Source organism: Agarivorans sp. MS3-6, assembly GCF_054112545.1.
Genome location: NZ_CM134202.1, coordinates 3,741,339 through 3,757,653 on the forward strand (window position 1 = coordinate 3,741,339; position 16,315 = coordinate 3,757,653).

The 16,315-nt window shown below is 44.7% G+C and carries 12 protein-coding genes and 1 other annotated feature; of the genes, 6 read left to right on the forward strand and 6 right to left on the reverse strand.

Going from position 1 to position 16,315, the window contains the following annotated elements:
- Positions 1-46 precede the first annotated feature (46 nt).
- Positions 47-838 carry a cytochrome C assembly family protein gene (locus tag ACVFI8_RS17305; protein ID WP_457872063.1) on the reverse strand — a complete coding sequence of 264 codons (792 nt, stop codon included), beginning with the start codon at positions 836-838 and terminating at the stop codon, positions 47-49.
- A gap of 143 nt (positions 839-981) precedes the next feature.
- Here ACVFI8_RS17305 and ffh point away from each other — a divergent pair, with 143 nt between their 5' ends.
- Positions 982-2,382 (forward strand): signal recognition particle protein, encoded by a 1,401-nt coding sequence (gene ffh, locus ACVFI8_RS17310; RefSeq protein ID WP_248712346.1) that lies wholly within the window; start codon positions 982-984, stop codon positions 2,380-2,382.
- Positions 2,383-2,472: 90 nt separating this feature from the next.
- Here ffh and ACVFI8_RS17315 read toward each other — a convergent pair whose 3' ends face one another.
- From ACVFI8_RS17315 to hpf, 4 genes are all read right to left on the reverse strand, one after another.
- Positions 2,473-4,263, reverse strand: coding sequence for an alpha/beta fold hydrolase (locus ACVFI8_RS17315; protein WP_457872064.1), 1,791 nt, complete (start codon positions 4,261-4,263; stop codon positions 2,473-2,475).
- 113 nt (positions 4,264-4,376) lie between these two features.
- Complete coding sequence (locus tag ACVFI8_RS17320) at positions 4,377-4,814, reverse strand: hypothetical protein (protein WP_248712344.1); 438 nt, start codon at positions 4,812-4,814, stop codon at positions 4,377-4,379.
- A gap of 259 nt (positions 4,815-5,073) precedes the next feature.
- The gene (gene aroF, locus ACVFI8_RS17325; RefSeq protein ID WP_248712343.1) at positions 5,074-7,077 is read right to left on the reverse strand and encodes a 3-deoxy-7-phosphoheptulonate synthase; all 2,004 of its coding nucleotides are present in this window, start codon (positions 7,075-7,077) and stop codon (positions 5,074-5,076) included.
- 16 nt (positions 7,078-7,093) lie between these two features.
- Positions 7,094-7,221 (reverse strand) — a sequence feature (Phe leader region).
- A gap of 87 nt (positions 7,222-7,308) precedes the next feature.
- Positions 7,309-7,683: a ribosome hibernation-promoting factor, HPF/YfiA family gene (gene hpf, locus ACVFI8_RS17330; RefSeq protein ID WP_248712342.1), complete on the reverse strand. Its 375-nt coding sequence runs from the start codon at positions 7,681-7,683 to the stop codon at positions 7,309-7,311.
- 488 nt (positions 7,684-8,171) lie between these two features.
- On the opposite strand from hpf, the gene ACVFI8_RS17335 reads away from it, so the two are divergent.
- The 5 genes from ACVFI8_RS17335 to ACVFI8_RS17355 are packed head-to-tail and all read left to right on the forward strand — an operon-like array spanning position 8,172 to position 15,654.
- Positions 8,172-9,944 (forward strand): extracellular solute-binding protein, encoded by a 1,773-nt coding sequence (locus tag ACVFI8_RS17335; protein WP_457872067.1) that lies wholly within the window; start codon positions 8,172-8,174, stop codon positions 9,942-9,944.
- Between the two features lie 7 nt (positions 9,945-9,951).
- On the forward strand, positions 9,952-11,046 hold the full coding sequence (locus tag ACVFI8_RS17340) for a microcin C ABC transporter permease YejB (RefSeq protein ID WP_248712340.1): 1,095 nt from the start codon (positions 9,952-9,954) through the stop codon (positions 11,044-11,046).
- A 1-nt stretch (position 11,047) separates the two neighbouring features.
- On the forward strand, positions 11,048-12,100 hold the full coding sequence (locus ACVFI8_RS17345; protein ID WP_248712339.1) for an ABC transporter permease: 1,053 nt from the start codon (positions 11,048-11,050) through the stop codon (positions 12,098-12,100).
- Between the two features lie 9 nt (positions 12,101-12,109).
- Positions 12,110-13,681 carry an ABC transporter ATP-binding protein gene (locus tag ACVFI8_RS17350; protein ID WP_248712338.1) on the forward strand — a complete coding sequence of 524 codons (1,572 nt, stop codon included), beginning with the start codon at positions 12,110-12,112 and terminating at the stop codon, positions 13,679-13,681.
- A gap of 35 nt (positions 13,682-13,716) precedes the next feature.
- Positions 13,717-15,654 carry a transglycosylase SLT domain-containing protein gene (locus tag ACVFI8_RS17355; RefSeq protein WP_457872069.1) on the forward strand — a complete coding sequence of 646 codons (1,938 nt, stop codon included), beginning with the start codon at positions 13,717-13,719 and terminating at the stop codon, positions 15,652-15,654.
- Here ACVFI8_RS17355 and pdxH read toward each other — a convergent pair whose 3' ends face one another.
- On the reverse strand, positions 15,655-16,308 hold the full coding sequence (gene pdxH, locus ACVFI8_RS17360; protein ID WP_457872071.1) for a pyridoxamine 5'-phosphate oxidase: 654 nt from the start codon (positions 16,306-16,308) through the stop codon (positions 15,655-15,657).
- Positions 16,309-16,315: the final 7 nt, after the last annotated feature.

Consider the following 16,315-nt stretch of genomic DNA (forward strand, 5'->3'; position numbering starts at 1 on the left):
CCCTCTAATTTATATGTTGGCTCAAAGGGCTGTCAAGGTGAGTTTGCTAGCTAAGGATAATTTCCTTAACAAAGCGTGAACCAAAATAAGCTAAAGACAGCAATATCGACGCAATTACCGTCATTATTACCACTATCTTGCCTCGCCAGCCCCGATAGTGGTGACCCCACAATAAACCCGCGTAGATCAGCCAAGCAACAGAGCTAAAGATAGCTTTATGGCCTCTACCGCCAGTAAAAAAGTCGGTCAAGAAAAAGAAACCACTGAGCAGTGAAACACTCAGTAAGATGACACCAACTCGAATCAACACAAATAGTTGTTTCTCAATACTCATTAACGAAGGCATTGCCGGGTGAATAGCACCGGGTTTATGCCGTTTTAAGGTCCAGTCTAAATAAGCCATTTGCAGCGCATAAAGACTCGCTATCATCAATACCGTAAAAGCAGCTAAGGCGACACTGATGTGGATTAATACTTCGGGTTTAAGCTCCAGATGAATAATGTAATCGCTGGGGATCATTACCGCTAGCAGCATGGTGATAATCGAGAACAGATAAACCACAGGGAGAATAAACCACAACTTAAAATGTTGGGTCAAAGAGGTGACAGTGATGGCGATCAGCAAGCTCACTAAACCTGCCACATTAAAAATACTTAAATCTTGCCCTTGGGCTAAAAATAAATGTTCAGCAACCCAAACGCCATGCAGTACAATGGCGCAGCCTGCGCTGAGCCATAACCATTTATTCGGGCCACTTTGTTTGTTTACTAAACCCGTAATACAAACATAGGCGGCTAACAGATAAAATATGGTGGTAGGAAGTACCAATACATTCATGATTTTAAGTTAACTAACTGATTGTTGGACATTCAGTATACTCGGCCTAATCAGCTAGAGCTAGAATTAGCTTTTAGAATCTCGTTGCTAAGGTATAATGTGCCGGCTGAACTATGCTCGCTATATGATCAACAGGAAATAGCATGTTTGAAAACTTATCTGATCGACTCTCGAAAACATTAAAGAATATTAGTGGCCGTGGCCGCTTAACTGAAGACAACATCAAAGATACGCTACGTGAAGTTCGTATGGCTTTGTTAGAAGCCGACGTAGCCTTGCCGGTGGTTCGTGAGTTTGTCAAAAAAGTAAAAGAACGTGCGCTGGGCCAAGAAGTCAATAAAAGCCTTAGTCCTGGTCAAGTATTCGTTAAAATTGTCCAGCAAGAGCTTGAAGCGGCTATGGGCGACTCTAACGAAAGCCTAAATTTAGCGACTCAGCCTCCGGCGGTGGTAATGATGGCTGGCCTGCAAGGGGCTGGTAAAACTACTTCTGTAGCCAAACTCGCTAAGTTCTTAAAAGAGCGTGAAAAGAAAAAAGTGATGGTAGTGAGCGCCGATATTTATCGCCCCGCTGCAATCAAACAGCTTGAGACCTTAGCGACTGAAGTTGATGCCATTTTTTACCCGAGTAATGAAAACCAAAATCCAGTCGATATTGTCAACGGTGCTATTGCAGAAGCGCGTAAGCAATTTGCCGATGTATTATTAGTGGATACTGCGGGTCGTTTGCATGTTGACGAAGACATGATGAGCGAGATAAAGGCCTTACATGAAGCAGTCACGCCGGTAGAAACCTTATTCGTGGTTGACGCCATGACGGGGCAAGATGCTGCAAACACCGCTCAAGCCTTTAACGAAGCGCTGCCATTAACCGGTATTATCTTGACTAAAACCGATGGTGACGCACGTGGTGGTGCTGCACTATCGATTCGTCATATTACTGGCAAGCCGATTAAATTTATGGGTGTGGGTGAAAAAACCGACGCGTTAGAACCGTTCCACCCTGATCGTATTGCATCTCGTATTTTGGGTATGGGAGATGTTCTCTCTTTAATTGAGGAAGTAGAGCGTAAGGTTGATAAAGACCAAGCTCAAAAGCTAGCCAAAAAAGTTCAAAAAGGTAAGGGCTTCGATTTAGAAGATTTCCGTGAACAGCTAGTACAAATGAAAAGTATGGGCGGCATGATGGGCATGATGGATAAATTGCCTGGTATGGGCCAAGTTCCTGACAATGTTAAAGATCAAATGAATGATAAGCTAACCAATCAAATGGAAGCGATCATCAATTCAATGACGCCTGGTGAACGCAAACGTCCTGAAATTATTAAAGGCTCGCGTAAGCGTCGTATTGCGATGGGGTCAGGTACTCAGATTCAAGATGTGAATAAGTTGCTTAAACAATTTACTCAGATGCAAAAAATGATGAAAAAAATGTCGGGTAAAGGTGGCATGCGTAAGATGATGAGCCAAATGAAAGGCATGATGCCTCCGGGTGGAATGGGCGGTATGGGTGGAATGGGCGGTGGTGGCCGCGGTCGTTTCTAACTATATTTCAGGTCATTTAATTCTCAAAGCCCAGTAGAAAACTGGGCTTTGTTGTTTTAGAACGCGGCTATCAGCATAAAAGGGGGGCGCTTAAGCTAGACAGGTTTGGGGTCGTTTAGCACTGCGCTTTATATTGTTTAGCACTTGCTCCCAGCAGTGATAGATAAGCAAATGACCATGTGCTGGTAATTCATGCAGTTTTGCATTGGGTAGGGCGCTACAAAGTAAGCGAGCTAGTTGAATCGGCACATGCTGATCTTGAGCCCCATGCCAAATACTGATGGGGGAGTTTATCTCAGACAGATTCAGCGACCAGTCTTGGCTGAGTAAAGATAATTCATTGGCAAATGCTGATGGTCCTTGTCGCATTGCCTCCCTAAAAGCTAATAGAAAGTTGCTGGTTACTTCCGGTTCAGAAAGGGCCGCAGCATCACTTTCGCATAAAAATGGATAGACCTGATCGAAGTAGCGCTCAGGGTCACTCATTACATTACGAGCAAGAAAGGTTAGCAAGGGGTGCATTATATTCGGTGCATTTAAGCCAATATAGGCAAGCAGCTTGTTGCTTGCTTTTACCCCGTGCAAAAGTTTTATGGGTTGGTAAGGGGTCACGCTGCTAATCAGCGTAGTATGAATCACCCGATCAGGTGCTAATGCTGCTAACGCCAAGGCAAAAGGCCCTCCTCCGCAAAAACCGGCAACACAAAACCGATCTAACTTTAGATGGTCAGCCAGACGTAAGCTATCTTTAGCAGACTGTTGTAAACTCGGCTTATAATTTGTGCTGGCTAAACCAAAACCTGCTCTGTCAGCGGTGATGAGCCTTACCCCTTGTTCGAATACTGTATTTTTATTTGGGTGTTGTTGTAAGCGAGAGCCAGTGCTGGGGTGAAACATTAACACGGGTAAGTCAGAGCTTAAGCCCACATCGCTATAGGCATGTTGGCGGTCATCTAAGCGCAGTTGCTGATGGTAACATGGCGCACTAAGGTGCTGTTGTTGCAATAAGCTGGGCGTTAACTGAGGTTTAGCAGTTTTGGTGCTACCATGGGTTAAAGCCAGTTTTATTAGCTCACTTTGTCGGTGGCAAGCGGTTTTAGCAAAGATAGCCTTTAGTTGAGTTCGCACCGTATTGATTGAAATGGTGTTGTTGCTAGCTATCTGACTGAGGGTGCGCTCCTTTAGAAGTTGAGCCATGATGCGTACTTCAGCCGGCGTTAATCTATAACGTGCAGCGAAACTGTCTAAATCAACCTCCACTAAAGCTTCTGCGCAAGCGATTAACACCAGAACCTGGCCACCTTGCTGCCATACATCAACCACTCGAGATAAATTTAAGCTAATGCTGTTTGGTTGGAAGCTTTCTCCCACCTGTAAGCTTATCGAGCTATGTTTAGGGTTTGGAGCGCACAGTTGCTCCATTGCTTGGTTAAATTGGCGTTGAACTTGCCGTTGCGCCATGACGACTTTGGCATCACTGACTTTTAACGACGTGGTTTTTTCAAGCGTATTACGTGCTTGCTGGTTGGTTTGCAGTACTTGCCCTGTTGATGAAAGCAACAAGGCCGGAAGAGGGAGTTGTTCAAACAGCTTGTTTTGCAAAAGCTGCTGGTCTTGGCCCTTCGCGATTTGTTGGCAAATGTGAGCACTGCGCTCAAGGTGTGCGACTAGTTCGTCTAACACTTTGTTTTGGGATGGCACCACACAAGTACTTAGTTGTCCTTCGCTCCCCAACATGGCGTGTTCGCCAGTAAGTTGTTGAGCCTGTAGAGGAAGGTATTCTACCAGCTGCTCCAATAGCTCCGGCCATTGAGCAGGGTTTAAGGAGGTATCGTAAATTTTGCCTATTAGAGTTTCGGGTAACGGTTCCGTGTTACGCATAACGTCATTGTTATCCAATTAAAATGACAAGCAGATTGTAAAATAACGTTAACGGCATGAGGGCGAAAAATAAAGCGAAAGCGGTGCCTAATCGGCATAGATTAGCATCTAGATCAATTGCTGCTGAGTGTTTGGCCGCCTTGGTTTATCATCTCTAAATGTACTAAGGTCGACAAAGGGCTTATTTCTGTTTGTCCTGCGGGGGCCGACATCAAGTATGAATGGCTTATCGTTTTATTCGGTAAGTGTTGATCGATGGTTTGGCCTGCAATCGCCATCACCACTATTGGGGATTTGCTGTACTCAGGGTAAGCGGTGATATTGAGCGAAGCTTTGCCAAATTTATTTGACGTTGCGCTAGGTTCGTCAAGGTCGCAAATAAAATTGTTGTTGCGGTCTAGCCAGACTTGAGCATTTTCGAGTTTGCCATCAATGGCTATGATTTCCAGTTTTGATGGGATGGTTGGCTGCTCAAGCTGTTCACGTTGGTCAGTACTAACCAGTATCGCCCCCCCTAGGGCGAGAGCCAAAGGATATAAGATGTTCATCATCGTCCCTTTATTAGTCATTATCTAAAGACGTCAAACCCATTGAACTAATATATAAAATCGTCCGTTTTGCTACATCACCCATATAGGTGAAAAGTAAGCGAATGGTTAAATAATGTGGCTTTAATCAGTTTTCGGGGGGGAAGGTATCAATGATAGTCGCTGGGTGGTGGGTAGGGCTGTCTTAGGGGGAAAGATTCGCGGCCTCGGTGAAATACCAAGGCCGCGTATTTAGCGGTAGTTTTCTGTTAACTCACCAGCTTTAATAAAGCGCTGACATTAGTTGTTGTAACTGATTAAAGTCGAGAGATTTATCCGCGTCTACACTGGCGTCGCTAGGTGAAGGGTGGGCGCAAAGCACGATACCGTCAGCACCTAACAATTTGGCCGCTTTAGCCATTGGGGCTACCGCACTTAAATCTTCAACGGCTTCGCCTGGATTCACTACAATAGGTAGGTGGGTGCGTTGACGAAGTAAGCTAATAGCACCTAGATCCAAAGTAAGCTTGTTTTTACCTTCTAGAGTTCTCACTCCGGCTTCACATAAAATGACTTGCTGATTACCTTGCGCCAAAATGTAGTCTGCGGCATGCAGCCACTCATCTATCGAAGCCATATTGTTGCGCTCTAGCAGAATAGGGCGCGTTGATTTACCTAACTCTTTTAATAGGTTGAAGTTCTTCATATGGCGAGAGCGAACATGCAAAATATCAGCTTTAGCAGCTAACATGACTACTTGGTCTACCGCACTGACTTCGGTCATTGTGGGTAACTTGTATTTTTTACCCGCAACGTTTAGGTAATTTAACCCTTCTTCACCTAAACCTTTGAAGCTATAAGGAGAACTGCGAGGCTTGAAGCAACCTGCGGCTAATACAGCCGCACCACTTTCTTTAGCTGCGCCCGCACAATGGAGTATCTGTTGCTCTGACTCAACCGCGCCTGGTCCCGTGAAGGTAATAAATCCACCATCACCTATTTTTACATCACCAACACGGACTACGGTGTTACTTGATTTATGAGAACGACTTGATAGGGCTCCATCAGCTTGCACGGTATTGATTAAGCTAGGCGCTTCATTGCCGGTCATCTGCTGATGGGCTAACGCTTCGAGCGGAATTAAGGTGGGGTCTACATTTTCACTTGGGTAGCAACCTAAGACTTTGATATAGCGAGTTAAACGGGTTAACTCGGCCAAAGCAGATTGCATTTGCGCAGATTTCACATTGGCGGATACGTCAACATAAAACATCTCTTCCCAAGGATTACCCTGTACTGGGCGAGATTCTAGCTTACTCATGTTGATATCATGCTCTCGCAATACCAATAACGCTTCAACCAACGAGCCTGCCTGTTGTGCAGTAGACATGATAAAGGTCGTGCGAGCTGGCACTTGTTCAGCAACATCGACCGGTTTACGAGATACCACAATGAAACGAGTATAGTTTTGTTGCTGATTGGCAATGTTTGTTTTTAGCGCCTGTAGGCCATACATTTCGCCGCCGACCTGACTACCAATCGCACCAACCGTTAAGTCGTCGCCGCTGGCGACCACTTCCATTGCTTTTGATGAACTATCAACAAAATCAACTCGAGTGCTTGCTAAAGTTCGTAGGTAAGCACTGCATTGCGCGTAAGGTTGAGGGTGCGCATACAAGGTCGTGATGTGTTCTAAATTAGCGTTAGGGTGTGCTAAAACACAGTGGTCGATAGCTATCGATAACTCACCCACAATAGACAAACTGGTATGCTGCATGACGTCGTAAACTTCATTAATACTGCCAGAGCTAGTATTTTCAATCGGCAACATACCGTAATCAGCTTGGCCAGATTCAACGGTATCTACAATGTCTTGGAAGCCACTACAGCCAAACTCAACAATTTGTTTTTTGTAACGAGAGAAGTATTGATGGGTGGCAATATTACTGTATGACCCTTTATTACCCAAGAATGCGACACGTACCGCCGGCGTATGTTTATCAGGGTTAGTAATACCTTGCAGAAAGGCTTGTTGAGAGAGCACCGAGTCTTCAATAATTGTGTGGTAAAGCTGCGTTACATAGTGCGCATCTAAGCCTAATTCGCGGCCTTTATTGATCAGCTTTACCAGCAATAGCTGCTCGCGCTCTTGGTCGCGAATAGCTTTGGGGTTTTCTATTTTGCTTTTAGCCACTTCAACGCTGAGTTGGCGACGCTCAGTGAGTAAAGATAATAGCGATTGATCGAGCTCTGTTATTTTTGTTCGGATCTGCTCTAAGTCTGCCATGTTGTATTCCCTGTCTATAAAAAAAGCCTCCTAAGAAGGAGGCTTTATGAATTCTGTGTGTTTTCTTTTTTACACCAATTCCGTCCGCCTCCCTATAAGGGTGGAATAAAAAAGAAACCAAACAAAAATCGGGTGTTGAATATTTTCATGCGATCAGACTAAAAAGCAATCATGTTAAAGTCAAGTAATACCAAGAGATTAATCCTTGGTATTACTTTTATTAACTAAGCCTTATGCGGCTTGTTCATCCTCTGGATTAGGCTCGCCGTCATCAATTTCGGCAGGCTCTCTTAAGAAATCTTTCCCTGAACGGCTAGAGCGGTGGGCATTAGGCTTGTCTTGGAAACGGTGCAGTTGTCGCTCCAATTTCTGTCCTAAGTTATTAATCGCCACACTCAGGTCTTGGTGCTCATCGCTGGCAAACAGTTGTCCGTTTGGCAGGTTAATCTTCGCTTCTACTTTTACCTTCTTGTTGTCGGTGGTAATGATCACTTTTGGTGAGATGAGCGGAATTTGATTTTTTTCCAATTTTTCAAAGCGCGCGGCAATGTGCTCACGAATGGTTGGGGTAATAGAAATATTCTTGCTGGTAATATCAATAATCATAAGCCTCCCAAAGACTCTGTAGTAATTATTTCAAGTTCAGAATACGATCTCTAAAAATAAAAAACCAGTTCTAGATCACTTTTTTATAAGCCTTAAAGTTTCCTCAAGCTTGAATGTGACTATCTAGCGAAAAGTAGGATAAATAACACAATAATGCTTGAATCCGAGGGCTTTATTCGGCACATTTGAAAAGATAACAAGGCAAGTTACTGGGTCACCTCGACCGCGAACTAAATCGCCATTCGCCTTTGCTGCGTCTGTTAATCTTCTCTGTGTTGTTTATTTCTTCACTCTTTTTGGTTGTCTCTTCTATATTAGTTCATTTATCAGCCAAACTTATCATTAGCCATGCCACTGAGTCATTTATTCGGTGATTTCAGTGTAAATTTGCTCAATAGCGCTTTATCTTTTAGTTTCGAGTCGGTTATAACTAGTAGGTATATAAGTAAGTTAATGATTCGATTCATTCAAATAAGGAAGCGCTCATTATGAAACGGCTGTTATCGGCAATTTGTCTTTTGGTTTTTGGCTCCGCTCATGCCGAAGAATTTAGTCGCTCCCATGCCTTGGTGATGCATGGTGAACCAGCTTTAGCGGCAGATTTTACTCAGCTCCCTTATGTTAATGCTGATGCGCCAAAGCAAGGAACGATTACCCACGAAGCGCAAGGTACCTTTGATACTTTTAATGCTTTTATCGTAAAGGGGAATCCGGCCGCTGGGATAGGGCAAATATACGATACGTTATTAACCGCAAATGACGATGAAGCCTTTGCTCAATATGGCTTGTTAGCCGAGAGTATAGACTTAGCAGACGATCGCTCTTGGGTACGCTTCAACTTACGTCCTGAGGCGCGTTTTCATGATGGTCAGCCGGTGACCGCCGAAGATGTTGTTTTCACTTTTAATTTGTTGATGGAAAAAGGTGCGCCATTCTATCGGGCTTATTACGGCAGTATCAAAGAGGCCGTAGCCGAATCTACATTGAGTGTTCGTTTTAGTTTTGTCGATGGTACCAACCGAGAGTTACCGCTCATCTTGGGGCAATTACCGATTTTTCCAAAACACTTTTGGCAGCAACACGATTTTGCTAAAGCCGACCTCACCATCCCCTTAGGTTCGGGACCTTACCAAATAGACAAATTTGATACCGGACGCTCAGTCAGTTATGCCTTAGTGAAAGATTATTGGGCCAAAGACCTACCGGTTAACCGCGGCCGTTATAACATCGCTAGCGTCAAATATGAGTACTACCGCGACTCCTCAGTGGCTTTAGAGGCGTTTAAGTCAGGACGAATAGATTACCGAATAGAAACCAGCGCTAAAGATTGGGCTACTGCTTATACCGGGCCGATGTTTGACAAGGGCCAAGTCCATACCGATACCCTAAAAAATGAAAACCCACAGGGCATGCAGGGTTTCGTATTTAATACTCGTCGCCAGCTATTTAAGCAGCCAGATGTGCGCAAGGCGATTGGCTTATTGTTTGATTTTGAGTGGACTAACGAGCAATTGTTTTATGGCGCCTATAAACGTACTGATAGTTATTTTGCAGCGTCAGAACTTGCTGCCACTGGCTTGCCTCAAGCGGGTGAACTCGCCTTACTTGAAAGGTTTAAAGAACAGCTTCCAGAGCAACTATTTACAGAACCGTTTAGCTTAGATAAAACCCGTGGTGACGGTAATATTCGCCCGCAAATGCGTGAAGCCTTAGCCTTGCTAAAAGGAGAAGGGTGGACCTTAAGTAAAGGTAAGTTAGTCGATAGCAACGGCAAGCAAATGCATATTGAATTTTTACTTTACCAAAAAAGTTTTGAGCGGATTGTTTTACCTTATACCCGTAATCTTCAAAAAATAGGTATCAGTACCGAAGTACGCGTGGTTGATGTATCTCAATATGTAAATCGAGTGCAACAATTTGACTTTGATATGGTGGTAGGCAGCTTTGGTCAATCATCCTCACCGGGTAATGAACAACGTGACTTTTGGGGGAGTAAAGCCGCTGAGCATGTCGGGTCGCGTAATATCATCGGGGTGAACAGTCCGGTAGTCGATAAGTTGATTGAAGCAGTGATTGCCGCCGAAGACCGCCAAGCGCTAATTGATGCTACTCGGGCTTTAGACCGAGTATTACTGTGGTCGTATTATGTTGTGCCTCAGTGGCACTTAAATGCTTGGCGTGTCGCTTATTGGGATAAACTCAAACGACCAGAGCGTAATCCTAAATTCGCTTTAGGGTTAGATAGCTGGTGGGTAGAATAAAACCTCAATGACTAGCTACATTTTTCGTCGTTTATTACTGATGATCCCTACTTTGCTAGGGATCATGACGCTCAACTTTTTAATCATTCAATCTGCGCCTGGTGGGCCAGTTGAACAAGCGATAGCCAAAATTCAAGGTATTGATACCTCGGCCACGCGACGGGTTGATTCTGGGGTCGATACTGAAATCATTCAAAGTAATACTGGTGCAGGTGGTTCTAGCCAATATCGCGGTGCTCAGGGCTTACCTGAAGAGTTAGTGAAAGAACTAGAGCAATTGTACGGTTTTGATAAGCCATTACACGAGCGTTACTTTGAAATGCTGGGTAATTATTTGCGCTTTGACTTTGGCGATAGTTTTTATCGCGACAGTAGCGTGGTGGAGTTAATTCTAGAAAAAATGCCGGTGTCTATTTCGCTAGGTTTATGGACTACCTTACTGGTGTATGGCATTTCGATTCCTTTGGGGATCCGCAAAGCGGTGCGTCACGGCAGTCGCTTTGATGTGTGGAGTTCAACCTTAGTGACTGTGGGGTTTGCTATTCCTAACTTTTTGTTTGCTATTATGCTGATTGTTTTATTTGCTGGTGGCAGTTACTGGGATTGGTTTCCGCTGCGCGGTTTAACATCGGCCAATTGGGAAGAGCTAAGCCTATTGGGTAAAGTAGGTGATTACTTCTGGCATTTAGCATTACCGGTAACCGCTATGGTCATTAGCAGTTTTGCTACCCTTACCATGCTCACCAAAAACTCCTTTTTAGATGAGATAAATAAGCAATACGTACTGACCGCGCGAGCCAAGGGCTTAAGTGAAAATCGCGTGTTATATGGCCATGTTTTTCGCAATGCCATGCTGCTGGTTATTTCTAGTTTACCGGCGACCTTGATCAGTATCTTCTTAACCGGTTCTTTCATGATTGAAGTAATATTCTCCTTAGATGGCCTAGGCTTATTAGGCTTTGAAGCGGTGGTAAATCGCGATTATCCGGTCGTATTTGGCACCTTGTATATGTCTACTTTGATTGGTCTTATCTTGAAGCTGATTAGTGATATCACCTATACCATGATTGATCCTCGAATTAACTTTGAGGGGAGGCATTAGCATGGGGCTGGTTGCACAGTGGAAACGGGCTAAAGCCAGTCCGATTAACCAACGCCGCTGGACGCAGTTCAAGGCCAATCGTCGCGGATATTGGAGCTTCTGGCTGTTTCTATTACTGTTTATCGGTAGCTTATTTGCAGAATTTGTGGCCAACGACAAGCCAGTATTAATTCGCTATCAACAGCAATGGATGATGCCCATTATTACCGAATACAGCGAGCAACAGTTCGGCGGCGATTTAGACATTGAAGCTGATTATTCTGATCCATATATTCAAGAACTTATCGAGCAACAAGGAGGCTGGATGTTGTGGCCGCCAGTGCGCTTCTCGTTTGACACTATTAACTATAACCTAAACGTACCATCGCCTTCACCACCAAGTTCTATCAACTGGCTAGGTACCGATGACCAAGGCCGCGATGTATTTGCACGGTTGTTGTATGGCTTTCGTTTATCGGTACTTTTTGCCATGGTGTTAGCGGTGAGTAGCTCAGTGATTGGGGTCGCGGTCGGTGCTATGCAAGGGTATTTTGGTGGGCGAGTGGATTTATTGGGCCAACGCTTTATTGAAATATGGTCTGGTATGCCGCAGATGTTTTTACTGATTATCTTGTCCAGCTTGGTACAGCCAAGCTTTTGGTGGCTACTGGGCATACTATTGCTGTTTAGTTGGATGAGTTTGGTGGATGTGGTGAGAGCCGAGTTTCTTCGGGGCCGAAATTTGGAGTATGTGAAAGCTGCTCGCGCCTTAGGAGTTGGTGACCGCGCTATTATGGCCAGACACATTTTACCCAACGCTATGATCGCCACCCTTACCTTCATGCCGTTTATTTTTATTGGCGGGCTCACCGCCTTAACCGGGCTTGATTATTTGGGGTTTGGTTTACCGCCAGGTTCCCCTTCACTGGGTGAAATGGTCGCACAAGGTAAAAACAACCTGCAGGCTCCTTGGTTGGGTATCACGGCATTTTTCTCTATGTCGATAATATTAATTTTGCTGGTGTTTATTGGTGAAGCCACTCGTGATGCTTTTGATCCACGGAAACGAATTTAGGTAGCTGAAATGAATAAGTTATTAGAAGTTAAGCAGCTATCGGTGTGTTTTGGCTTGCCTGAGCCGGTGGTAAAACAAGTGAGTTTTGATGTTTATAATGGCGAGACGCTTGCGCTAGTAGGGGAAAGCGGCTCGGGGAAATCGGTCACGGCGCTATCTGTGTTGTCGTTACTGGGGGAAAATGCTGAGGTAAGTGGTGATATTTTACTCCAGCAACAGTCGGTATTGCATCAGCCTGTTAAATTGTTACAAGCCTTACGTGGCGACCAAATCGCGATGATTTTTCAAGAGCCGCTTACCTCCTTAAATCCTTTACATTCGGTAGAAAAACAGATCAGTGAAGTATTGTGTGTACATCGCGGCATGCACAAGCAACAAGCCAGAGAGCGAGTGCTGGAGCTACTGGACTTGGTTGGCATTGTTGAACCCGACAAACGGCTCGCGAGTTTTCCGCATCAATTGTCAGGGGGGCAGCGACAGCGCGTAATGATCGCTATGGCCTTAGCTACCGAGCCTAAATTACTGATAGCTGATGAGCCAACTACTGCATTAGATGTCACTATTCAGCAGCAGATTTTAGAATTGTTAAAGGAGCTTCAGCAGAAGCTAGGCATGGCGATCCTGTTAATTACCCATGATTTGAATGTGGTACGTGGGTATGCAAGTCGGGTTGCAGTGATGAAGGCAGGGGAGTTGGTGGAAGTTAATAACTGCCAAGCGCTATTCGCCGCCCCGCAACATGCTTATACCAAGATGTTATTGGATTCTGAGCCGGTCCGCGGTCAGCTTCCACAGGCAAAACAAGAAATGTTGTTAGAGGTAAAAAAGCTCAAGGTGTGGTTTCCGATTAAACGTGGTTTTCTGCAACGTACGGTTGATCATATCAAAGCGGTAAACGGCATTGACTTTCACTTAAAACGCGGCGAAACCTTAGGCATCGTTGGTGAAAGTGGCTCGGGTAAAAGCACGCTTGCCCAAGCAGTATTAAGGCTCACTGATAGTGAAGGGAGTATTGCCTTCAAACAAGAGTTCATTGAACACTATAGCGTTAAAAAAATGCGCCCCTTACGTCGTTTTATGCAAATTGTGTTTCAAGACCCATTCTCTAGCTTAAGCCCTCGGATGTCGGTGTTACAAATTGTTGGTGAGGGCTTAAATCTACATTTCGATTTGGATGAGAAGCAACTAAAACAACGCGTCACCGAAGCCTTACAAGATGTTGGTTTAACGCCTGAGATTATGCATCGTTATCCTCATGAGTTTTCTGGTGGCCAGCGTCAGCGGATTTCTTTGGCTAGAGCGTTGGTATTAAAACCAGAAATACTGATCCTTGACGAACCCACCTCGGCATTAGACTGTACGGTACAGAAACAACTCTTAGACCTGCTGCGAAATTTGCAATTAAAATATAACCTTAGCTACTTATTTATCAGCCACGACTTAGCGGTAATTCGTGCGTTAAGCCATCGCGTAATGGTCATGCAGCAGGGTGAATTAGTAGAACAAGGGGAAACGGAGCAACTTTTTTCGCAGCCTAAGCAAGAATATACTCGCCGATTAATCAATGCTGCGTTAATCTGAATATCAGTAGTCCAATAGATCAGGCGCCATCGCTAATGTTTCATCGATTATGGCATGTTTTTGTTTGTTTAATCTGTGGGGGAAGTTTGAGCTTAGCTCAAGCTGCTGACTTAAGTTCTCAGCAACAAGCTTATAACGATATAAGAAAGTTGCAGCGTGCAGAGAAATGGCCCCAAGCAGATAAGCAAATGAGCAAACTCAGCAATTACGCTCTGTCTGATTATCTCCAGTATTACCAGCTGCGTGGTCAAATCAATAACTTACCTGTATCGCAGGTTGAGCAATTTATTGGCGCTAATCCCCAGTCATATTTAAGTAATGCCATTCAGCGACGTTTCATGTATGAATTAGCCAGACGAAAACAATGGCGAAGCTTGCTAGATTTTTATCCTCAAATCCCTAGTAGTGTCGATTTACAGTGTCATCATTATTACGCAAAACACCAAACCGGCGATGTGGCAGAGGCATGGAAAGGGGCTGAGAGCTTATGGCTATATGGTCGCTCTAGGCCGAAAGCCTGTGATGCTTTATTTGAGCGTTGGCAGAAAGCCGGCAATCTTAGTGATCAATTGCGCTGGCAACGCATGCTACTCAGCTTTCAAGCCAATCAGCCCAGCTTACTTAAGTATCTGGCTAAGCCACTATCTGGTGATAAGAAAAAAGATGGGCAATTATTGGCGAATGCTTATCGCTCACCGATGCAGGTGCTTAGCTCTGGTCAGCTTAATATAAAGCAGCCTAGCCGCCACCAAGCTATCGCCTTACTGGCCATTAGAAAGTTGGCTCGCAGCGACTTAGATTCTGCCGTTGAGCACTTAGAGCGCTGGTCTAAACCCTTAAGTCAATCGAGTGATTTGTATACCAGTGTTGAGCGATATTTAATTCGCCGCGTTATTAGCGAACCCACAGATCCTTTACTTAAGTGGGCTGACAGACAATTAAGACTAAATCCTGATAAAGCCACGATCGAACGGCGTATTCGTTTGGCGATTGCTGAGCAACAGTGGGCGCAGATAAGCCAATGGATCGCTCGGCTTCCTAGTGCGAGTCAGCAACAAGAGCGCTGGACATACTGGCAGGCACGCTCACTTATCGCAATGGGACAAACAAACTTAGCCACTCCGACACTAGAACGTTTATCTGAAGAAAGAAGTTATCATGGTTTTCTGGCTGCGCAATTTTTGCAAAAGCCTTATCAGTTAGCCGAGCAAAGCCACCAAACCAGTGCCGATACCTTGATTGAATTAAACAAGCATCCGGTGGTTCTCAAAGTGAAAGAGTTATTAGCCCTTGAAGAGTATTATTCTGCGAGAACCGAGTGGGATACTATGCTGCGTCGCTCTAGTTTATTACGCCAGCTCGACCTAGGAGTATTGGCGTTAAACAATGATTGGCAAGATTTAGCAGTACAAGCAGCCATTGTGGCTAAACAATGGGACCAACTGGAAATGCGCTTTCCGTTAAGCTTTGATAAAGAGTTTGAATACTTTGCGCATAAACGCCAAGTGGAAGCTAGCTTATTGTATGCCTTAGCTCGCCAAGAAAGTGCCATGTATCCGCTGGCTCAAAGCCCAGTAGGCGCGCGCGGTTTAATGCAGTTAATGCCCGCTACTGCTAAAGAAACGGCAAAGAAAATTGGTTTTAAATATAAATCGCGTAGTCAATTGTTTAAACCTGAAGACAATATTCGTTTAGGTAGTGCTTATTTCGATGGTTTAATGGATCGCTATAGTGGTAACCGTATTTTAGCCGCTGCGGCTTATAATGCGGGCCCACACCGAGTAAGCCGTTGGCTGACTGAAAGAGGCGATGTACCAGCAGATGTTTGGGTAGAATCGATACCTTTTAAAGAAACTCGCCACTATGTGCAAAGTGTCTTGGCTTATCAAGTTGTTTACCAACATAGGCGTAAGCAACAGCTTACGCCGTTTCTTACACCTCAAGAGCTGAATTACCCTTATGGTCGCCCTTAATTAAGGGCTAAGGCGATCAGCTTTCCAGCCTTTGGCGTCACAGGTGTAACGAAAACGATCGTGCAGACGGTCGGCTTTGCCTTGCCAGAATTCGATACTATCGGGAATAACTCGATAGCCACCCCAAAAATCGGGTAGCGGAACGTCTTTATTGGAAAATTTTTGTTTGTAGTGCTCTACTCGCTGCTCTAACAAGCTACGTTGCGCAATCACTTGGCTCTGCTGGCTGGCCCAAGCGCCAATTTGACTACCACGCCCACGGGTATGAAAGTATTGGCTTGATTCTTCATGGCTAACACGTTCAACTCGGCCTTCAATTCTTACTTGGCGTTGCAGTATGTTCCAGTGGAAGGTTAAACAAGCCACTGGGTTTAAATCTAGCTCTTGGCCTTTCCTACTGGTGTAATTGGTATAAAAAACAAAGCCTTTTTCGTCAAAGTCTTTCAGTAGAACAACCCGTGCAGAGGGCCTGCCATCGGCTCCGATAGACGAAATAGTCATCGACTCTGGAAGTACAATGCCTGATTTTTCAGCTTGTTTAAACCAATCTCCAAATAGGGTGAAAGGATCTTCATTACCTTTAGGTTCAGGCAGTGACAGTAACACTCCTTGGCCTAAGGTTAAGGCGCAACGCAACTTACTAATGAGTGACATAATCAAT